The sequence below is a fragment of the Pedobacter sp. BMA genome (assembly GCF_001027745.1).
Taxonomy (GTDB): domain Bacteria; phylum Bacteroidota; class Bacteroidia; order Sphingobacteriales; family Sphingobacteriaceae; genus Pedobacter.
The window spans coordinates 203049-222842 of the sequence record NZ_LECU01000005.1 but is presented as its reverse complement, the minus strand read 5'-3'; the positions used below and the strand labels follow the sequence as shown (position 1 = coordinate 222842).

Below are 19794 nucleotides of genomic sequence, written 5' to 3'. Positions count from 1 at the left end.
ATATAACATCTTCATACAAATTATTCTATATCATTCAAACACTTTCACCTTGTACGGGGATGGAAAATAGGCTTTTCAGGCGGCTGCAGGATAATTTTTTATGTATCTTAAAACGGATATGAACGTATTGCTGATGCATTTGGTTTTATTTACTTTAATTTTTCGTTTGTATCTATTTGGTATACAGTTGTTAATGCAGGTACCGTTTAAAATTAACTTTGAGATTACAGGAACAATCATCTATTCACATATTTTTGACCGCGTTTTTGATAACACATAAAAGGAAGAACGAGCCGAACAAATGAAATACTTAGTCAAAGAAATAAGTGAGGGAAATTGTGACATCACCTTATTGCCGGAAAATTTAAGCGACAGGAATTTATTAACTGAACCAAGGGAGCGCGCAGAGAAAGAACTTCAGTTTCATTTTGAAGATGCACTTAGGAATGAACTGCATCAAAATGCAGCTTTCGTTTCTTTAAATTTTGAGGAGAGCAATTACCCGAAAAGGGTGAATGTGAACTATCAGATTATTGAAAATTAACAGTTAAAGGCTTCCAATAGGAAGCCTTTATTGTTTTACGATTGCTTTTGATCAGATCCCTTAAAAATTACATGCCGCGGGCATATCGATAGTGAGGTTATAGCTGGTTTGTTCAATTTTCTGGTTTACTTTATAAGTGTCGCCACCATATACAATCTGAAAATCGTAAGTTTCATTCAGCTGTAGTAAATTGGTTGTAATATTTCCCTTATCCATGTAACCCAGGTACTGGAAAGCATCAAGCGATCCGGTTTTTTTAAAATAAATGTAAACACTTGGCCTGATTTCGATATCTGTACGGCTTGGGCACCTTCCGGTAAAGGTTAGAGAAGTATTGTTATAAACGGGTGGTGGTGGGGTTACTATTGGCGGTGTGGTTGAACCGGTTTTTGTAATCGGAATATTGATTACCTGTTGTTTCTGGGACGTGGTAAATGTAATTTGTTTAGAAGCCGTGTTATATCCACTGGAAGCTATGCCAACGTTGATGGTAATCGGATTGTTTTCTGCAGGTACTACATTCGGCTGTAAGCCAATGGTCACCATGCCTGAAGTAAGGCGGATGTCTTTCTTGCCTGACAGTTCATAAATGTTTGATGCCTGGTCGCCCGAGATGGTAATGGTAGTATTGGCTGGTGCGGAAGCGCCGGTAGAGGCGTCAGTAACATTAATCATTGCCGTATATTTGATTACATCCGTATCCACTACAATTTTAATATTTTCTGTAGGTTTCTTACATGCCGACAAGATCAGGAGCATCAAAACCAAGGGAGTTATTCTTGCTGTTGACATAATTAATTATTTTTAAATTTATAACTGAAGTTCACCTGAATGGCAGGAAGCCAGCGGTAGTCTTTAATGTTTGACTGAAACTGTGGTGTTTGTGAGGAGTTCCCTTCCAGCAATCCTGTTCCGGTAATGTCGGCTTTCGGTTTAGTAAGGTAATAGGTGCCCAAATCAACGCTCACATTGAAATTTTTCTTCGGGAAAGTATGAGCCAGTGCAATCCCTAAATAGGGTGCAAATCCCTTCCAGTCTACCGTGAGGTCAACATATCCGATCTGATCCTCGTTTAGCACCAGGTCGCCATATTTGTAATCATCAGACGGGATTACCCTGATATCGCCACGTGCTTTCAGGAAATAAGCAAAGCCGCCTACAACTCTAAACCATGAAAGGTTTTTCGCGGGTACATAGTCGGCCAGTACATGAATATTATAGAAATCGGCCGACAGATTGGAGGTGGAATTAAATCCTGAAATTTTGAATACATTATTGGCTTTAAGGGGTATGAAATTCAATCCTCCGCGAAGCGCCAGTTCGGGCAACACGCCGTAAACATATTCGGCGCCTATCCCCTGGGTACCCAGATTTAACTGAAGTGATTGCTGTCCTTTTAAAGATTGGAAACTGCTATCGGTTTGGGCATTGGTTTCTTTACAAATTAAACCAAGCAATAAAAAGGTTACGAGTGATCTTCTTTTCATGGTAAACAGTAATTAGCTCATTAATAACGCTGTAATGACTAGCAAATTACTGGGATAACACTTTGAAGAATAAATGGTTCTATTTTATTTGTATTGAACATAATGAATAACAGATCCATTATCAAGAAGGATATCACCAAAGAACCCGTGGTAGGCAGATTACTTAGTGTGCTTTCGCCATCAGCATTCCTGCGATGAGTCCCATGATCATTGGAATCATGAAAAAAGAAATGAGTATGAGCACACTTCTTAATAAACGACCTTTTGCACCGTATGCGCTTTTAGAGAAAAACTGATAATAAAACCATATACTGTAGATAAATCCAAAAACAGCGGGGATCATGATACACAATACGATCAATACCTGTTTATTAGCGTAAAAGATGGATACCACAGATCCAAATAAGTTAAACAACATTTCCGGAATAATCCGGTAAGAATTCATCACCAGATGCTCAGAATAGTTAAACTTAGCCTTTTTGAACCAGAGGAAACTGAGTAATGAGTAAATTGGAATGGTAATGATGAGATAGAGTTTTGGGTAGCGCGAGATCGTTTTTTCAAACTCATTCGTCATGGCTTTACTCACTTCAGGTACCAGATCTGTAGCCGTAATATGGATATACGGAGCCAACAGACCTGATACCGTAAGAATGAGCAGGATGAGCGTTATAAAACTAAAGTATGGGACACGTTTGCCCTCAATAAATTCTCTGACACTGTTTCCAGGTCGCGTAAAAAGTTCTTTTAAGGTAAAAAAAATGCCTTTGTCTACATGCCATACACTATGTACGAAGTCGTGCAGCAGAAAATGTTTAATGGAATAACGGTGCGTACTCGATTTCTGCCCACAGTGCGAACAATAATTCTGCGATACAGGCGAAGCGCAGTTCAGGCATTCTGACGACATCATGATGAAATTAATTTCGCTTTTTAATTTCGTTGTTGATCTGAGTCAGGCTAATCAGCGTTGGCAAAAATGTTAGCGGACAAGCCACTGCAATACCAGTGAGGCTGACATTATGTGTTTTCACAGCAAGATAGATGAGGGTAACGCTACTGATCAGCATCACAATGCCTAAACCCAGTACAATCCCGGTAATTGTCTTTTTTCTTTCTTTTAGCTCGTCGAGCGTGAATTCTGAGAGCGCTTTTCCTTTTTTCATCTTTTGAAATCTGTTGGTTCTTGTCGGTCGGGTGAGTGGTTAAATCATCCTTTAATGCAAATATAAACACTTATCACCAAAAGGTGATAATAAAATTGAAAATGATTGTGTATTTTGAGCACATTATCAAAAACGTTTATCAATGGAAGAAAAACCAGAAGCAGGAAGCCAGCGAAACAAGGCCAGAAGTAAGCAGCGATTTTTAGATGCAGTTGGTGAAATTATCAATACTGTAGGGTTCTCCGGACTTAAGGTTAATGATATTGCGCGTGTTGCGGGATTGGACAAAAAGCTGATGTATAACTATTTTGGCGGACGTGATGAGCTTATTGATGAATATATCCGAACAAAAGATTTCTGGACAAATGTGAAAGGTGATTCTGAAAATCCTCTTCCAAAGGATGGTGGCAGGGAGTTTTCGAAATCAATGCTTTTATCTCAATTTGAATATGTATTTAAAAATGAGGAGATGCAGAAGATTTTATTGTGGGGACTGCTAGAGGACAGAAATGAACTTAAAAAACTTGCCCAGGCCAGGGAGGATAGTGGTGCTTTGATTTTTGAAGCCATTACTGATCCTCATTTTGGAGACCAGGCGAAGCGCTACCGGGCGGTAACTGCCCTGATGGTGGCCGGTATTTATTATCTTGATATTTATGCCAGCACCCAAACCGCAACTTTCTGCGGCCTCGATCTTAAAAGCAATGAAGGCAGAAAGGAAATTGAAGAAGCCATTACTTTTCTTATTGATAAAACGTATGACGATAGATAAGGTGATTATTCCCTAAACAGTTTCAAATTCAAAAACATTGGCCTGTTATTGTGGTTATTTCTTAAATCTCAGTTTATAAGCGTAACAACAAATCAATGAAACACTACGATGCAATTATTATAGGTGCAGGTCAGGCCGGCGTTCCGCTTGCCAAAAAACTTGCTATGGCAGGAAAAAAAACGGCCATAATAGAAAAAAGACTGATTGGCGGCACCTGTATTAACGATGGGTGTACACCAACCAAGGCGATGATCGCTTCTGCCCGAATGGCTTATCAGGCCAGTAAATCCGCGGATCTTGGAATAGATGTTGGCCCCGTAAAGGTGGATATAAAAAAAATCATTAAACGCAAAGATGAGATTGTAGATCAATTTAGAAAAGGTGCTGAAGATGGTTTAGATTCCACGAAAGGTTTAACCGTTTTGATGGGCGCGGCCAGGTTTACCGGAGAAAAGGAGATTACGGTTAAGGCTGAAGACGGAAAGGAACAAAAGATATCAGGTGAACTGATTTTTATCAATACCGGTGCCGAAACAGCCATTCCTGATATTGAAGGCTTGTCGGGAAGTCATTATCTTACCTCTACCACTATTCTTGACCTTACGGAAGTACCTGAACACCTGGTTGTGATCGGCGGCAATTACATCGGACTTGAATTTGGACAAATGTTCAGCCGTTTTGGTAGCCAGGTGACCATCATCGAGAAGTCGGACCGGATTCTGGCAAAGGAAGATCAGGATGTTTCCGAATCACTCACAGAAATACTGGAAAAGGAGAAGATAGCGATACTCACATCGGCTGAAATTAAAAAGGTTAAGGTAAACGGTAAATCCTCACTTGAGGTTGATGTACAAACTGTAGGTAAAACAAGTAAGTTAAAAGCGAGCCACATTCTGGTAGCCGCAGGCCGCACACCTCAAACCCGGCATTTGGGGCTGGATGCATGTGGGGTTAAAACCGATGAGAAAGGGCACATCCTGGTTAACGATAAGCTTGAGACCAATATCAAAGGGATTTATGCGCTGGGCGATGTAAAAGGGGGACCTGCATTCACGCACATTGCGTATAATGATTATACTATTGTTTATCGTAACCTGATAGAGGGTACTGATTATTCGATAAAAGACCGTCCTGTTCCCTATTGCATGTTTACCGACCCGCAATTGGGTAGAATTGGCCTTTCTGAAACGGAGGCACAGGAAAAGAAACTTGATTATCAGGTTGCCGTGCTGCCGATGTCGTCAGTAGCGAGGGGAATTGAAACCAACGAAACGCAGGGCTTAATGAAAGCGATAGTTGATACTAAAAGCAAGAAAATACTTGGAGCTGCCATTCTTGCATCAGAGGGGGGGGAGATTGTGTCGGTATTACAGATGGCCATGGAAGGTGGCATCACATACGACAGAATACGCTATTGTGTTTTCGCACACCCTACCTATTCAGAATCACTGAACAACCTTTTTATGAAAATGGAAGACTGATTATGATTGAGCTCAATGGAGTAACAAAAACATTTGGTTCCGTGAATGCTGTAAACGAGGTTTCGTTTAAAGTGGCTGAAAAAGAGAACCTGGTTTTGCTGGGCACCAGTGGCTGTGGGAAAACCACTACATTGAAAATGATCAACAGGCTGATAGAACCTGACGCGGGAGAAATCCTGATGAATGGACAACCTGTTTCGAGTCAGCGGCCTGAAACGTTACGCCGGAACATTGGCTATGTGATGCAACATATCGGATTATTTCCGCATTATACCGTTGAAGAGAATATTGCTGTTGTGCCCAGGTTACTGAAATGGGAACAGGATAAAATCAAGAGCAGAGTAGCCGATCTGATTGCGAAACTTCATTTGCCCGAAAATGTGCTTCAGCTTTTCCCTGCTGAACTAAGCGGAGGCCAACAGCAAAGGGTGGGACTCGCCAGGGCACTAGCTGCCGATCCACCTGTTTTATTGATGGATGAACCTTTCGGAGCACTTGATAATGTTACCCGATCCAGTATTCAGAAAGAGTTCCTTGAGCTGCAAGAATTACAGCAGAAAACTATTGTGATGGTTACCCATGATGTTGAAGAGGCTTTTATTTTAGGCGACCGGATTTGTTTAATGGATAAAGGGTCGATCGTACAGATGGGTAGTCCAAAACAGCTTCTTTTTGATCCTGTGAATCATTTTGCCCGTTCTTTTCTGGACAGCCAGCGCCTGGCGCTGGAGTTTAAAGTAGTTACGCTATATGATATCTGGAAGAGTTTGCCCGATGACAGGGCAAAGGGAAATTATAATATAACGGTAGATACCAGTGTTTGGCATGCGATGGAGAAGCTTCGTTCAGGTGAATTCAGCGAACTTCAGGTGGTTAGCCCGGAGGGGAAAACCAAAACATTTAATCTGGAACATTTAGTCAGGGCATTCAATCAATATAAAACTTCCGGAAGCTATGAATGATCAGCAACAAAACCTTTGGCAATTTATGTCGATGGAATCGGACAAACTGCTCAGTCAGACCTTCCAGCACATCGGTTTAACCTTTATATCGTTGCTGCTGGCGGTGGGTATTGGATTACCCCTGGGAATTTTTATTGCCCGTAAAAGACGTTGGTCGGGTCTGGTGCTCGGGGTTGCGGGCGTATTGCAAACGGTACCCAGTATTGCCTTGCTCGGCTTCATGATTCCGGTTTTGGGAATCGGTGCGAAACCTGCAATTGTAGCCTTGCTGATTTATGCGCTACTTCCAATTATCCGTAATACCTACACAGGTATTATCGGTATCGATCGCTCCATCACCGAGTCTGCAAAAAGTTTAGGGATGAGCCGTTCTCAAATGCTTTTTAAGGTAGAATTGCCTCTAGCTATGCCGGTAATACTTGCGGGTATCCGGACGGCAACGGTTATTAATGTGGGGGTAGCTACCCTGGCATCCTATATTGCTGCGGGCGGGCTGGGTGAATTTATTTTCGGAGGAATTTCGTTGAACAACAGTAACATGATTCTGGCCGGAGCCATTCCTGCAGCTTTGCTGGCTATTGTACTGGATACGTTGCTGGCCCTCATTCAGAAGATGAATGTCAGAAAGCTTCGGAAGGCATTGGTTGCTTTTCCTGTTTTGGTTATTTTGTTAAGTGCTTTCTATATTCTGCCATCCGCTTATGGTTCTGCATTAACGGCGGGCTTTACGCCTGAATTTATGGGACGCCAGGATGGGGATCTGGGACTGAAATCGGCTTACGGACTCAAGATCAGAACGGTAGTGATTAGTGATGCGGTGATGTATAAAGCGGCTTATTCAAAAGCGCTCGACGTGATTAGCGGATATTCCACAGATGGCCGCCTGAAAGCATTCGACCTTAAGATTCTTAGAGATGATAAGGGCATTTTTCCACCTTATTATGCTGCGCCCATTGTGAGCGAAAAAGCACTCCACAAATTTCCTGAACTTGAAAGCACACTGAATCTCCTGGCAGGAAAGATTACCGATTCGGTGATGACAGAGTTAAACTACCGTACAGATTACCTTCATCAATCGCCCGCCAGGGTCGCCAGGGATTTTCTGATCCGGGAGAAACTTTATCGTAGTCCAAAACAAGCCGGAGCAGAAACTGTAAAAATCGGTTCAAAGATTTTCGGTGAGCAGTACATTCTGGCCGAGATTTACAGCATGCTGATTCGAGGTTATACCCGCTATGGGGTAGAAACTAAAACCGGACTTGGCGGAACTAAAATCTGTTTTGATGCCTTGACGAATAACCAGATCGACTTCTATCCCGAATACACCGGAACGGGCCTGCTGGCCATCTTAAAGCCTGATGGAAAAACCATAGCGGCGATTACCGGGGATAAGGATAAAACCTACAAATATGTGCAACAGGAGTTTTTAAAAAAGTATCAGATCAAATGGCTTAAACCTATTGGTTTTAACAATTCTTATGCTTTAATGATGCGGCAAAAACAATCGAAGGAACTAAATGTTAATACCATAACAGAACTTAAGAACCATCTCGATAAAAATTAATGAGTCTTATTGAAAAATATCAGCGTATCAGGAAATACTCTGAGCAGCTTTGCGCGCCATTGCAAACTGAAGATTATGTGGTGCAGCCAATTGCGGATGTTAGTCCTCCAAAGTGGCATTTGGGCCATACCACCTGGTTTTTCGAAACCTTTATCCTAATCCCATACAGCCATCAATATCAGGTTTTCAATGCCGATTTCAACTTTGTTTTCAACAGTTATTACGAAACCATAGGGAACAGGGTTATCCGCACCGACAGGGGTAACCTGAGCAGACCGGGTGTTGACGAAGTGTATCAATACAGGGCTTATGTTGATGAAGCCATGAGGCGCTTTCTTTCCACCGAACCAACTGGAGAAATAGTAGCGCTTATTGAACTTGGCTTTAACCACGAGCAGCAGCATCAGGAGTTATTGCTTACAGATATTAAATATATTTTAGGGAATAATCCATTGTTTCCGGTTTACGATGCTACTGTTGCTGAATCTACCAATCTGATTGAAGATGATGGTGAAATGCTTAAGGTGGATGAGGGGATATATACAATTGGATTTGAAGGAGATGGTTTTAGTTTCGATAATGAACACAACCGTCATCAAGTGTATCTGCAAGGCTATACTATCAGCCCGACACTGGTATCAAACGGTACATTTATTCGTTTCATTGAAGAAGGTGGCTATCAGAATTTTAACTACTGGCACGCCGAAGGCTGGGACTGGGTTAATAGTCAGCATATCATTGCCCCCTTGTACTGGTATAAAATTGAGGGCAAGTGGTTTCACTACAGCCTGGGCGGTTTAAAAGAGGTTAACCTCAAGGAGCCGGTAACCCATATCAATTATTATGAAGCTTATGCTTTTGCGAGCTGGAAAGGGATGCGGTTACCTACTGAATTTGAGTGGGAGGTTGCTGCCAGGCAATTGAACTGGGGCGAAAGATGGGAATGGACGGAAAGTGCTTATTTGCCTTATCCGGGTTTTAATAAAGCGCCGGGAGCGATAGGCGAATACAACGGTAAATTTATGGTGAATCAGAAGGTATTAAGGGGCGCATCTGTGGCAACACCAGATGAGCATAGCCGTATGACTTACCGGAATTTTTTCCATCCACATCTTCGCTGGCAATATACCGGAATCCGCTTAGCTCAATAAGAACAACAATAACAAAACAAATATTCATCCCTGATTTAGCAAATCTATGATACTCACCACCGAAACGAATACTGAGGTTAACAATCAGTTTTTAAATGAAACGATTACTGGCTTGAGTGCAAAGCCAAAATATATGCACTCTAAATATTTTTATGACGAGGCTGGTGATTACATTTTCCAGCAGATTATGAATATGGAAGAATATTACCTGACTGATGCAGAAATGGAAATTATGCAATATCAGGCTGATCAGATTGCAAATGTGATATCGGATGGCAGCGATGCCTTTGATCTGATTGAACTTGGGGCGGGGGATGCGACCAAATCCATTCATTTGCTTCGCAAGCTCATTAATAAGAAATTGAATTTTCAATACTTTCCGATTGACATTTCAGCGCACGTCATTTCAGATTTAAGTGTGAAGTTGCCTCAGGCGCTGCCCGAATTGCAGTTTACAGGATTGAACGGTGACTATTTTGATATGCTAAAGGCTGCCAATGAGACTTCAGACAGACAGAAAGTAGTTTTGTTTATGGGGGCTAATATTGGCAATATGAACGTTGATGAAGCTGAAGCATTTTGTGTGAAGGTGAAAGCCCTGTTGTCACCCGATGATCTGTTAATTATTGGTTTTGATCTGAAGAAGAATCCAAAGCAGATTCTTGATGCTTATAATGATAAAAGCGGCATTACACGTTCATTTAATTTAAACCTTTTGAACCGCATCAACCGCGAGCTGGAAGGGAATTTTAACCTGGATCATTTTGAGCATTATGCCACTTACGATCCTGAAACGGGCGAATGCAAAAGCTATTTAATTAGCCTGGAGAACCAGGTGGTAAACATCGGCGAACACGCCATTCAGTTTCAAAAAAACGAGTATGTTTATATGGAAATTTCACAAAAATATGCCATTGCAGAAATTGAAAGGCTGGCACACCGGTCTGGATTTAAAGTGCAGCAATATTTCTTCGACAGCCGTCAGTATTTTGTAGATGCAATCTGGAAGGTTGCTTAATCATGATCAATAGTTATGGAACACGAAAACATATTAATCACCGAATTAAAAAAGCTTATCAATGGTGGCACAGCCCATGCGGGTTTTGAAGATGCTGTTGCTGATTTACCTTTTGAATTAACAGGTGAACGCCCCTATGGCTTGCCTTACAGTATCTGGCAGCTGGCAGAGCATATACGGATTGCACAATGGGATATGCTCGAATTTAGCAAGGATGGAAATCACCAGTCGCCGAAGTGGCCGGAAGAGTATTGGCCCAAAGAAACCGCACCGGCAAATTCAGAAGCCTGGGAAAACTGTTTGAAGCAAATTGACCAGGACAGAAAGGCTTTTATCAATCTGATTGATACACAAGATTTATTTGCTTCCATTCCACGTGGTACTGGTCAGAATATTTTACGGGAAGCCTTACAGGTAGCGGATCATAACGCTTACCACATTGCTGAAATCATTGTGGTGCGCCGATTACTGGGTGCATGGAAATCATAACAACAAAAAAAGGGCTTCCTTACTATGCTTTCTTTATTTATAGATAAATTTGGATACCTAAAATTTATTTTAAGAAGCCTATGTCTGTTATCTATTCAAGTCCAACCATTGTAATCAAACAGTTTGCTAAATCAGAGGAGTCACTTTTCTGCGATTTTTTCAATGACCCGGAAGTGATGCGTTATTTACCAGCATTTAGTATCAGCGACTACAAAGCGTTGTTTGCGAAAGTGTTTGATGATTATGAGCATGGTCCCTTTGGCCGCTGGGGTGTATTTGACGCTACAACCGGTTTCTGCATTGGGAATTGCTTGCTAAGGGTTTTTGAGGAGGATTCATCGGCCTATGAAATCGGGTATAGCATTGCCAGAGCTTACTGGGGTAAGGGCATAGGCAGCGAGATTGCGGCCGCACTTGTGGCCTACACTTTTTCACACACAGAGACTGGAGATCTGACGGCGCTTACTCATCCTGATAATATCGGATCGCAGCGGGTATTGGAGAAAGCCGGATTTGTCCGTACGGGCAATATTGTAAGGCGTGGGGCTGATCTTTACTTCTTTGTTTTAAAGCGGGGCAAGATGGAAGGCAAAAAATTTGAGATGGGGTGATCGACTTTTCATAGGTAACGGATTAAAAAGACTCCCAGACAAATTCATATCAAATTCGGGAAAAGTTCGGGTGGTATTCGGGGATTGTTTTGGTGCCGGCTGAAGGATTTGAGACGGAATCCTGCAGACTTTGGTCAAGGAAATGGCTGTTTTTTCGGAGCCTTCCCGCAGTTGCGTCGGAGTTTTCCCGGAGTTCTCTGCCAGTTGGTGTAGACTGGAGGTAGAGAAAAGGTAGACTGGAGGTAGACTTGACGTGGACTTTGGGAAATTTTTTTGAATTTTTTGGAGGCAGGGAATTGGGGTATCCCTTGATTTCACTAAATTAATAATTTTTCTTCGCAAAACAGCCACCTGATAAAAAAGAGCTATTTGCTTCTGATTTACCGGATGGCTGCCTGTTCAATGATAATTTGATCAACTGTTTCTACACTATTCCATAGGCATTAGACTGGCCACCATCAATGGCGATGATCTGACCATTTACATAACTACAATTTTCGCTCATCAAAAACACCACAAGTTTCCCCACTTCCTCTGGTAAGCCCAGTCTTTTGGTTGGATTGGCCTGTGCATATTCTGCTTCTGCTGCCTTTGGATTTTCGGGATTTACCTGTTTAAAGGCTTCTGCCACCATTGGTGTAAGGATAGCACCCGGAGCGATGGCATTGGTGAGTATGCCAAAACTTCCATATTCAAGAGCAGTATTTTTGGTGATTCCGGCTACAGCATGTTTGGTGGCTACATAGGCAGTCTGGTTTTTTACACCTCTGATTCCACCCACTGAAGCGACGTTTACAATACGGCCGTATTCCTGCTTCTGCATCACCGGAATGATGTATTTGAGTCCGTAATACACTCCCATCAGATTAATATCTACGACTTTTTTAAATACATCCAGATCATATTCTGTTAAGGGAGCCTGTTTGCCTTCAATTCCTGCATTATTGTAAAAACCGTCTATACGGCCGTAGGTTGCTACAGTTTCATCTACATAATTTTTAACTGCTTTTTCATCTGATACATCGGCAATCGTTAATAGTATTTCCACTTCCGGATGTAAGGCTTCAATCTCTTTCTTTGCTTTTTCAAGGAGCTCGCCATTATAATCAATCAGCGACAATTTTGCGCCTTCTTTGGCTGCTTCTACTGCTGTTGCATATCCCAGGCCCATGGCTGCACCTGTAATTAATATCACTCGATTTTTAAGGGTTTCCATATTCTCTTTTTATTATAAACTGATTTAATCAGACTAAGTTGAGGGGAATACCATCAAATGATCAGCACAATCCGGAGATTGATTAGCACTATTCGAACATTTCGGTTATTTTACGGTGATGCGACTTTCCTCAGGAGTTGCTTCTGGAATGCTTGCGGGGTGAGGCCGGTACGTTTTCTAAAAAAACGGGAAAAGTAAGATTGGTCGTTGAAACCCAGATAGTAGGCTATTTCTTTGATTGATTTTTTACCTTTGAGCAATTCCTTTTTTCCTTCTGTAAGCAGTAGTTTATAACTTAACTCACCAATTGTTGTTGCTGCGTAGCGTTTCATAATTTCATTGGCACGTTTGGTAGTTAAGCCTATTTGCCGGGCATAGAAAGCTGCCGGCTGCTGTTCGGTATAATGTTCTTCGATCAGTTCTATTAATCGAATAAGCCGCAGATCTTTACTGAGTAGTACAGGAAGCTGGTGGCGGGCTAGGCGGTACAACTGAGTCAGAAATGCTGAAGTGTATTTATGCAACAACCGGTTATCAGCGAGGGTTGAGTATTCTAATACGATGAGCGAGAAAAGGTTATTGAGGTGGAGTTCCAACTCATCCGGAATTTCTATCGCCCGCTTGTTGATGGGCAGGAATAACAGTTTCAACTCTTTTTCTTCGATTGATAAATGAAAGTCGGAAGAGAACACAATTACTCTGGCATCAGGAAGAATATTTGTTGGGATGGAGTGGATTTGATTTCTGGCCAGCAGGTAAACGAGGTTTTTTCGGACAGGATAAGGTTCGAAGTCGATGTAATGCGTTCCCCCATCGGCCGTAAACCAGATTATGGCGTAAAAATTTATCCTGTGGTTAATGGCATGTTCCCCAAATGCAGTCCGTTTTTCGGAGGCCAGAAAGTCGATTTCCGGAAGGATATGGAGTGGGATTTCGTTGTGCTTCATCATCATTCGATTACCTTAGATACCTAGTTAAAGGCCTTGCGGAAATCGCTGGGTGACATTTCCGTTTTTTTCTTAAACAGTTTGCTGAAGGATTGCGGGTATTCAAAGCCGAGGGAAAAAGCAATTTCACTAACGGACAAGTTGCTGGTTGACAGTTTAATCTTGGCTTTTTCGATGAGTGTACTGTGAATTTTCTGCTGGGCACTTAAGCCTGTAAGAGAACGGAGCAGATCACTTAAATAATGGGTTGATAAGTTCAATTCTCCGGCCATGAACTCGACTGTGGGTAAACCATTTTTTAAGGCAGCGGAATCCTGAAAACAGCGATCCAATAATTGATCGACTTTGGTGAGGATATCGCTGTTAACGGCTTTCCGGGTTAAAAACTGACGTTCATAAAAGCGTATGCTGTAGCTCATCATCAATTCAATCTGAGAGATGATGATATCCTGGGTATGCCTGTCGATATACTCATATTCCTGTTCTATTTTCTTAAAAATCTGGATTATATTCTCCTGTTCCCGTCCTGAGAGGTGCAATGCCTCATTGGTTGCATATGCGAAGAAACCATAATTTGCCATTTCGGCGGCAAGCTTATAGCCATGCAGAAAATCAGGGTGAAGCAGCAATACATAGCCTGATCCGCTGTTGATATATGGCTTATCGGTACGCTCCAGATCAAGAAAATTCACTTGCTTGGGGGCAGTAAAAGTCATCACGCCTTTATCATAATCATAATACTGCTGGCCGTATTTAACTCTGGCTTCCACTCCATCTTTAAGCGATATGGTATAGAAATCGAGAAAGAAGTGATTCCATATTTCAGGATCTGAAAAGTGTATATTTTCTACCCGGACCACACTTACCAAAGGATGTTGCGGTTCGGGTAGCGATAATAGCTTATGAAATTCGATGATTGACCTGATGTGCTTCATGTTCTATCGTATAAAGTTAGCAAAAGGCAGCGTGATGTTTACAAAACTATTGATTAATCTGGCTTTTATCCCAGAAACTGAGCTGCGATGCTTTTGCGGAACTCTTCGGAACCTACGGACATTCGTTGTGCGTACATCTGACTGGCATCGGCCCCGGCAACATATCTGAGCTGATCTTTCCCATCGGTTGCGGCTTCATAAACAATAGCTGCGATGTTCGCGGGGTCGGCAGCCTGATCCATCATATGGTCCACCATTCCAAATAATTTATCTTCCAGGATTTGATATTCGGGATGGCTGCTCCTGTCGAGCGATCGCGTGGTGAAATCTGTAGCAATAGCCCCAGGAGCAACGGTTTTGATTCCAATGTTGTGGAGAGCTAATTCGAAAGACATACCTTCCGACCATCCCTCAACAGCAAATTTTGCGGCGTGATAAATGGAATGAAGCGGGAAGGTAAGAAAACCACCCATGGATGTGGTGCTGATGAAGAGGCCTGACTTCCTTTTTCTGAAATAGGGGATAAATGCTTTTGTGGTGTTGATTACCCCAATCAGGTTGGTGTTGAGCTGGTTTAAAATCTGTTCATCGCTGAGGGATTCAAGCGCACCCATTAAACCATATCCGGCATTATTAAAAACTACATCGACATGAGTGATTGCGAGGGCGGTTTCTACAGTTTCCTTAATCTGATTTGAATTTGTTACGTCGAGCGGTAACAGGGTGATGTTTTCCATTGCGTTCAGTTCCGTTTCTTTTTCGGGATTGCGCATGGTAGCAATTACCTTCCAGCCTTGCTGCTGAAAGTATATGGCGGTTGCTTTTCCTAAGCCTGATGAGGCACCTGTGATAAATATTGTCTTTTGCATTTTATATTTAATTAAATGATAAGACAAAATTCGTTTTATAGCGGGGGCCTGGCGTGTCCGTATTACTGAATGATGTGTTCAAAACGGAGGAAGATGATCTGTTTCCCCGGACGATGCTTTATATCCGGGGATCAGATATCTGGTGACTACAACAATTTTATTTTTACGATTGCAGGTTTTAACCATGGTGCACTGAAGCGCACGGTTACTTCTTCTGTTTTTTTAGCTTTTGATTGGATATATACAATCATTTTACCGTGGAATACCCGTTGTTTATTGTCGGTATAATCCCCTTTGTCGGCATTGTCTCCGGCTTCCATACCCAATAAGCGGGCGTTTCCGGCTATTTCGCAGGTAATCTCATCATCAGCACCTGCTACCATGACACCATTTTCATCTACGAGTTGCAGTTCGAGTTGGGCAAGACCATCTTTTGCCTTCAGTTCGATTTGTTCCCCCTGCAGCACTTTAATAGCCTGAGGGCGACCGCTCGACTGGATTTGATGGCGGACAGTTTCCTGTCCTTTTGTATCGAGGCCAACTACTTCGAGTTTCCCCTCCGCATAAGGAATGTCCCAGAAAATGATGCCGGTTTTATTGTCGTAGTCTTTTGTTTTTCCGACCACAGATCCATTCAGTTCCAAGTGGGCTTTAGCCGAATTGGTGTAGCATACCACTCGGATCATTTGTCCGGTTTGGTAGTTCCATGAGGCCCATGCATCCATTGATGGCGTTTCGTTTTTAGACTGTCCCTGTTCAGATTCAAGTACCGACCATACATCGGACGCAGCGCCACCGCCTTTCAGCGGATAAGTACCGAGGTACGCCATGGGTTTATCAGACCATAGCGACTGGCGGAAATAGCCACGAGGTTTGATAAAACCACCAAAATCAAGCAGGCCGGAATAAAATCCACGTGAAGGCCATCGTCCGGATTCGCCAAGGTAATCGATGCCTGTCCACAGAAACTGGCCGAAAATATGCTCATTATCCTGCACTGCTTTCCAGGCGCTGAAATCATGACGGTTTTCACTGCCGAAAATCACACGTTTAGGGTAGCGCTTATGGTCCTGCTGGTAACGGCTTTCCGTGTAATTATATCCGGCAATGTCGAGCGTTCCGGGATAATCTGTTTCGTTCGACATGGCTACGCCGGCCAAACCAGCTGTAACCGGGCGGCTGGTGTCATATTTTCTGACTACAGCAGCCAGTTTCTTAGCAATAATACCCAGTTGCATGGCATCAGGGGCATCCTTTTTGTAACCTCCAAAAATGGGCTGTGTAAAACCACCCTCGCCATTGCCTGCCAGAACAGGGTGGGAGTAGGGATCATTTGGATAATCTACCTCATTGCCAATGCTCCAGGCAAAAATCGAGAGGTGATTTCGGTCTCTTTTGATCATGTCGGCCAGGTCTCTCTCTCCCCATTCTTTAAAGAAATCAAATGAACCCTGAAAACCAGGTGTACCTACATTCCATCCCTGAAGCCATTTGCGTTTTGGAAATTCCCATTCATCGAAAGCTTCATCCATCACCAGAAGACCTAATTCGTCGCAAAGGTCATACAGGGATGAGGCCTGGGGATTGTGGCTGGTCCGGATGGCATTTACGCCGAGCGATTTCAAGGTCAGTAAACGGCGGCGCCATACTTCGGGATATACTTCAGCACCCAACACACCAGCATCGTGGTGCAGGCATACGCCTTTTACCTTCATTTGTTTACCGTTCAGTGCAAAGCCTTTGTCGGGATCGAAAGTGAATTTACGGAAACCGGTGACGATCGTAGCGCTGTCGATAATTTTATTGTTTTGCAGCACCGTGGTACGTAAGCGGTAACGATTTGGAGCATCGATGCTCCAGAGTTGGGGATTGCTGAGTGCTAGGCTGGTATTAATCTGTTGACTGGCACTGGTTGCAAGTGTGATTTTGTCTGATTTTTTGACCAATACTTTACCACTTTTATCCAATAGTTCATTTACTACGATTAATGATGTATTTGCTGCGGATTCATTTTTTAAATCCGCCTGTATGTTCAGTGTTCCTTTATTGCCATCAACTGTCGGGAAGGCATAAATTCCCCATTGTTCGAGGTGTACCGGATTTGACCGTACCAGATAGACGTCGCGATAAATTCCAGAGCCTGTATACCAGCGTGAATCAGCATCCAGGCTGTGGTCTACACGAACGGTGATTTGATTTTCTTCTCCGAATTTTACAAGAGAGGTGATGTCGTAGCTGAAAGAGATGTAGCCGTTAGGCCGTTTGCCCAGCGATTTCCCGTTCAGGAAAACCTCACTGCGGTTGTACACGCCTTCAAAATAGAGGAATAGTTTCTTTCCCTGGTCTTGTTTTGTGATGTTTAGCTTTTTCTGATACCATCCTATACCTCCGGGAAGGTATCCGGTAGCACTGGCATAAGTTGGGCTATACGTTTGTTTAATGGTCCAGTCGTGCGGGAGCTGTACTGTTCTCCAGGATCTGTCGCGCTGATCCGGTTCTTTCTTGGGATCAATATCTCCGAGATGGAAACGCCAGTCGGCATTTATTTTTTCGGCTGTACCAAAACCGGGCTGGGCCGAAACGCTGAATGCAGTAAGTAAACTTACCGCAATTGCGAGCATGGGGAATTTAAAAAGTTTTATCATTGTTAGTGTGTTGGCTTTACAGGAATTATATGACCGGCTTCATCAAAATACATGCGGTCCATGCAAACTTCACGGTTAAATCCGGCCGCATCGCCCATGTTAATTCCATCTGGGTAGTTAAATCTGTGGTAAACGATGTACCATTCATCTTTTCCGGGAATTTGGAGGACTGAATTGTGGCCAGTTCCGAAGATACCTGATTTTGGATCTTTCTGAATCACCAGGTTATTTTCACTTGTCGTGATTGGTCCTAAAGGTGATTTGGACGTTCCATAGCGAACACGATAGTTTTCGCTGCGTGTATCGTCTTCCGACCACATGAAATAATAGGTTCCTTTTCTATAGAAAACATAACATCCTTCTCTGAAAGTTTTATCGGTGTTCAGTACTTTGGTGGTGTTAGGTTTAAGGGAAATCATGTCCTTATTGAGTTCAGCAACTGCCAGGTATCCATTGCCCCAATAGAGGTAACTTTTTCCCCTGTTTGGATCGGTGAATACGGCCGGGTCTATTTCCTGTCCTCCTTTAATGCCCTCGGGTTTAAAGTTAACCAGGGGTTTTCCGGAATCAGTAAAAGGGCCGGTTGGGAGATCAGCTGAAGCCACTCCAATTTTCTGTGCCGCCGTAAAGTAGTAGAAATATTTATAATCCTTTCCAATTTTCTTTTCTGCAATGGTTGGTGCCCAGGCATTGCGGTTGCCCCATGGAACATCTTTTTTTAAGTCGAGGATTACCCCTTCATCTTTCCAGCTGGTAAGGTCGGTGGAAGAAAAGGTTTTAAAATAATACCCTCCCCAGCCATCAAAACCATCGCTGGTAGGGTAGATGTAGTATTTTTTAGTCTTGTTTGAATAGAGGACGTCGGGATCGGCATAAAAGCCATCGAGTACGGGGTTTTTCGCCAGTTTGAGTTCCATTCCCTGAGGAAGGCCCCATCTGGCCGTTAGATTTCTGAGTTCAGTACGGGAAACCGGAATGATGGTGCCGTGGCGGGGGTGGAAATCCATTTTTACTTCGTTATCGATGACCTTAAACCTATCGAGATCGGCACTTTCGCAAAACTGATATTTGCCTTTGCCATATACATCGTACATCAGGATGTATTTATCTGAACGGTTCAGTTTGAATACGCCAGAACCTTCAACGGCGTCTCTGGTTTGCTGTTTATATCCGGGTTGTTCCAGCCACTTTCCCGACGTAAGTGAATCGGTAATGGCGAGTTTAATTCCGTTTCCATTACCTTCGGTTTTGTAGAAAAGGTAAAACAGGCCGTTTTTGTTGATGATGTCGCCATCGATACATGATTTACCGTTTTTAGGATTGAACAGCACTTTGGGTTCGGCTTCAAAACCTGTAAAATCAGCGTTGGCGTAGGCATAATAAATGATATCGGCACCATTGCCATGTTGCATGGAAAAATAAACCATGTACTTCCCTTTTGCGGGATCGTAAATGGTTTGGGGCGCCCATACCCGTTTAAGGTCGTCGTGTCCCTTATAATCTTTCTGGATATTGATTACGGTGTGTTTCCAGTTGATCAGATCATCTGATTTCATTAGTATCATCGCCCGGTTAGAATCCCACCCTTTGGATGAGGTCATATCGGTTACCACCATATAAAAGGACCGGCCATCTTCTGCACGTAAGATATGGGGATCGCGAACACCACCGGTTGAACTGATGTTTTTCGAGTCAATTACAGGTTCATTATTATTGAGGGCGCGGTAATTGTAACCATCGGTACTGATGGCGAAGCAAATGGCTTCATCTTTTACGGCGTTTCCTTTAAAATAGGTAAAGAGGTATCCTGCAAAATCTTTATCAGCAGGGCCAGACTTGTAAGTCTGGCCCGATGTTTTTTTAACAAAAACTAACTGTAAAGTGGCTAGTAAAATAAAGCACAGGCTTCGATAGTTTTTAATCATTGGTTTGGGTCG

General features: G+C 42.8%; 19 protein-coding genes. 9 read left to right on the top strand and 10 right to left on the bottom strand.

Annotated features, from left to right (window positions below):
- Positions 1-301 precede the first annotated feature (301 nt).
- Positions 302-544 carry a hypothetical protein gene (locus AB669_RS10420; protein WP_047799246.1) on the top strand — a complete coding sequence of 81 codons (243 nt, stop codon included), beginning with the start codon at positions 302-304 and terminating at the stop codon, positions 542-544.
- Positions 545-604: 60 nt separating this feature from the next.
- On the opposite strand, the gene AB669_RS10415 is transcribed toward AB669_RS10420, so the two are convergent.
- The 4 genes from AB669_RS10415 to AB669_RS10400 form a co-directional block, all read right to left on the bottom strand.
- Positions 605-1336 carry a hypothetical protein gene (locus AB669_RS10415; RefSeq protein ID WP_047799245.1) on the bottom strand — a complete coding sequence of 244 codons (732 nt, stop codon included), beginning with the start codon at positions 1334-1336 and terminating at the stop codon, positions 605-607.
- A 2-nt stretch (positions 1337-1338) separates the two neighbouring features.
- Positions 1339-2031, bottom strand: coding sequence for a hypothetical protein (locus tag AB669_RS10410; RefSeq protein ID WP_047799244.1), 693 nt, complete (start codon positions 2029-2031; stop codon positions 1339-1341).
- A 163-nt stretch (positions 2032-2194) separates the two neighbouring features.
- Positions 2195-2944, bottom strand: coding sequence for a DUF3667 domain-containing protein (locus AB669_RS10405; protein WP_053058366.1), 750 nt, complete (start codon positions 2942-2944; stop codon positions 2195-2197).
- 7 nt (positions 2945-2951) lie between these two features.
- Positions 2952-3197 (bottom strand): hypothetical protein, encoded by a 246-nt coding sequence (locus tag AB669_RS10400; RefSeq protein WP_047799242.1) that lies wholly within the window; start codon positions 3195-3197, stop codon positions 2952-2954.
- 142 nt (positions 3198-3339) lie between these two features.
- Here AB669_RS10400 and AB669_RS10395 point away from each other — a divergent pair, with 142 nt between their 5' ends.
- The 8 genes from AB669_RS10395 to AB669_RS10360 all read left to right on the top strand — a co-directional run bounded on the left by AB669_RS10395 (position 3340) and on the right by AB669_RS10360 (position 11245).
- Entirely contained in the window at positions 3340-3969 is a 630-nt protein-coding gene (locus AB669_RS10395; RefSeq protein ID WP_047799241.1) for a TetR/AcrR family transcriptional regulator, read from the top strand.
- Positions 3970-4064: 95 nt separating this feature from the next.
- Positions 4065-5450 carry a mercuric reductase gene (locus AB669_RS10390; protein WP_047799240.1) on the top strand — a complete coding sequence of 462 codons (1386 nt, stop codon included), beginning with the start codon at positions 4065-4067 and terminating at the stop codon, positions 5448-5450.
- A 2-nt stretch (positions 5451-5452) separates the two neighbouring features.
- Positions 5453-6412 (top strand): ABC transporter ATP-binding protein, encoded by a 960-nt coding sequence (locus tag AB669_RS10385; RefSeq protein WP_047799239.1) that lies wholly within the window; start codon positions 5453-5455, stop codon positions 6410-6412.
- A complete protein-coding gene (locus AB669_RS10380; protein ID WP_047799238.1) occupies positions 6405-7976 on the top strand; it encodes an ABC transporter permease/substrate-binding protein in 1572 nt (523 codons plus the stop codon). Before AB669_RS10385 ends, AB669_RS10380 begins: the two co-directional genes overlap by 8 nt.
- Positions 7976-9127, top strand: a complete 1152-nt coding sequence (egtB, locus tag AB669_RS10375) for an ergothioneine biosynthesis protein EgtB (RefSeq protein ID WP_047799237.1) — start codon at positions 7976-7978, stop codon at positions 9125-9127. The genes AB669_RS10380 and egtB overlap by 1 nt, the downstream gene beginning before the upstream one ends.
- A gap of 46 nt (positions 9128-9173) precedes the next feature.
- On the top strand, positions 9174-10145 hold the full coding sequence (locus tag AB669_RS10370) for an L-histidine N(alpha)-methyltransferase (RefSeq protein ID WP_047799236.1): 972 nt from the start codon (positions 9174-9176) through the stop codon (positions 10143-10145).
- A 15-nt stretch (positions 10146-10160) separates the two neighbouring features.
- The gene (locus AB669_RS10365) at positions 10161-10634 is read left to right on the top strand and encodes a DinB family protein (RefSeq protein ID WP_047799235.1); all 474 of its coding nucleotides are present in this window, start codon (positions 10161-10163) and stop codon (positions 10632-10634) included.
- A gap of 80 nt (positions 10635-10714) precedes the next feature.
- Entirely contained in the window at positions 10715-11245 is a 531-nt protein-coding gene (locus AB669_RS10360; RefSeq protein WP_047799234.1) for a GNAT family N-acetyltransferase, read from the top strand.
- A gap of 424 nt (positions 11246-11669) precedes the next feature.
- Here AB669_RS10360 and AB669_RS10355 read toward each other — a convergent pair whose 3' ends face one another.
- The 6 genes from AB669_RS10355 to AB669_RS10330 form a co-directional block, all read right to left on the bottom strand.
- On the bottom strand, positions 11670-12461 hold the full coding sequence (locus AB669_RS10355) for an SDR family oxidoreductase (RefSeq protein ID WP_047799233.1): 792 nt from the start codon (positions 12459-12461) through the stop codon (positions 11670-11672).
- 110 nt (positions 12462-12571) lie between these two features.
- The gene (locus tag AB669_RS10350) at positions 12572-13414 is read right to left on the bottom strand and encodes a helix-turn-helix domain-containing protein (RefSeq protein WP_047799232.1); all 843 of its coding nucleotides are present in this window, start codon (positions 13412-13414) and stop codon (positions 12572-12574) included.
- 17 nt (positions 13415-13431) lie between these two features.
- Complete coding sequence (locus AB669_RS10345; RefSeq protein WP_047799231.1) at positions 13432-14343, bottom strand: AraC family transcriptional regulator; 912 nt, start codon at positions 14341-14343, stop codon at positions 13432-13434.
- Positions 14344-14408: 65 nt separating this feature from the next.
- Positions 14409-15212, bottom strand: a complete 804-nt coding sequence (locus AB669_RS10340; protein ID WP_047799230.1) for an SDR family oxidoreductase — start codon at positions 15210-15212, stop codon at positions 14409-14411.
- A 146-nt stretch (positions 15213-15358) separates the two neighbouring features.
- Complete coding sequence (locus AB669_RS10335) at positions 15359-17857, bottom strand: sugar-binding domain-containing protein (RefSeq protein ID WP_053058365.1); 2499 nt, start codon at positions 17855-17857, stop codon at positions 15359-15361.
- A 2-nt stretch (positions 17858-17859) separates the two neighbouring features.
- The gene (locus tag AB669_RS10330) at positions 17860-19782 is read right to left on the bottom strand and encodes a family 43 glycosylhydrolase (protein WP_053058364.1); all 1923 of its coding nucleotides are present in this window, start codon (positions 19780-19782) and stop codon (positions 17860-17862) included.
- Positions 19783-19794 lie beyond the last annotated feature (12 nt).

Excerpts from the sequence above, each read along its gene's own strand:
- AB669_RS10410 (WP_047799244.1), bottom strand. The coding sequence starts at position 2,031 with ATGAAAAGAAGATCACTCGTAACCTTTTTATTGCTTGGTTTAATTTGT.
- AB669_RS10390 (WP_047799240.1), top strand. The coding sequence starts at position 4,065 with ATGAAACACTACGATGCAATTATTATAGGTGCAGGTCAGGCCGGCGTT.
- AB669_RS10370 (WP_047799236.1), top strand. The coding sequence starts at position 9,174 with ATGATACTCACCACCGAAACGAATACTGAGGTTAACAATCAGTTTTTA.
- AB669_RS10380 (WP_047799238.1), top strand. The coding sequence starts at position 6,405 with ATGAATGATCAGCAACAAAACCTTTGGCAATTTATGTCGATGGAATCG.
- AB669_RS10360 (WP_047799234.1), top strand. The coding sequence starts at position 10,715 with ATGTCTGTTATCTATTCAAGTCCAACCATTGTAATCAAACAGTTTGCT.
- AB669_RS10355 (WP_047799233.1), bottom strand. The coding sequence starts at position 12,461 with ATGGAAACCCTTAAAAATCGAGTGATATTAATTACAGGTGCAGCCATG.
- AB669_RS10335 (WP_053058365.1), bottom strand. The coding sequence starts at position 17,857 with ATGATAAAACTTTTTAAATTCCCCATGCTCGCAATTGCGGTAAGTTTA.
- egtB (WP_047799237.1), top strand. The coding sequence starts at position 7,976 with ATGAGTCTTATTGAAAAATATCAGCGTATCAGGAAATACTCTGAGCAG.
- AB669_RS10405 (WP_053058366.1), bottom strand. The coding sequence starts at position 2,944 with ATGATGTCGTCAGAATGCCTGAACTGCGCTTCGCCTGTATCGCAGAAT.
- AB669_RS10350 (WP_047799232.1), bottom strand. The coding sequence starts at position 13,414 with ATGATGATGAAGCACAACGAAATCCCACTCCATATCCTTCCGGAAATC.
- AB669_RS10345 (WP_047799231.1), bottom strand. The coding sequence starts at position 14,343 with ATGAAGCACATCAGGTCAATCATCGAATTTCATAAGCTATTATCGCTA.
- AB669_RS10330 (WP_053058364.1), bottom strand. The coding sequence starts at position 19,782 with ATGATTAAAAACTATCGAAGCCTGTGCTTTATTTTACTAGCCACTTTA.
- AB669_RS10415 (WP_047799245.1), bottom strand. The coding sequence starts at position 1,336 with ATGTCAACAGCAAGAATAACTCCCTTGGTTTTGATGCTCCTGATCTTG.
- AB669_RS10400 (WP_047799242.1), bottom strand. The coding sequence starts at position 3,197 with ATGAAAAAAGGAAAAGCGCTCTCAGAATTCACGCTCGACGAGCTAAAA.
- AB669_RS10395 (WP_047799241.1), top strand. The coding sequence starts at position 3,340 with ATGGAAGAAAAACCAGAAGCAGGAAGCCAGCGAAACAAGGCCAGAAGT.
- AB669_RS10340 (WP_047799230.1), bottom strand. The coding sequence starts at position 15,212 with ATGCAAAAGACAATATTTATCACAGGTGCCTCATCAGGCTTAGGAAAA.
- AB669_RS10365 (WP_047799235.1), top strand. The coding sequence starts at position 10,161 with ATGGAACACGAAAACATATTAATCACCGAATTAAAAAAGCTTATCAAT.
- AB669_RS10385 (WP_047799239.1), top strand. The coding sequence starts at position 5,453 with ATGATTGAGCTCAATGGAGTAACAAAAACATTTGGTTCCGTGAATGCT.
- AB669_RS10420 (WP_047799246.1), top strand. The coding sequence starts at position 302 with ATGAAATACTTAGTCAAAGAAATAAGTGAGGGAAATTGTGACATCACC.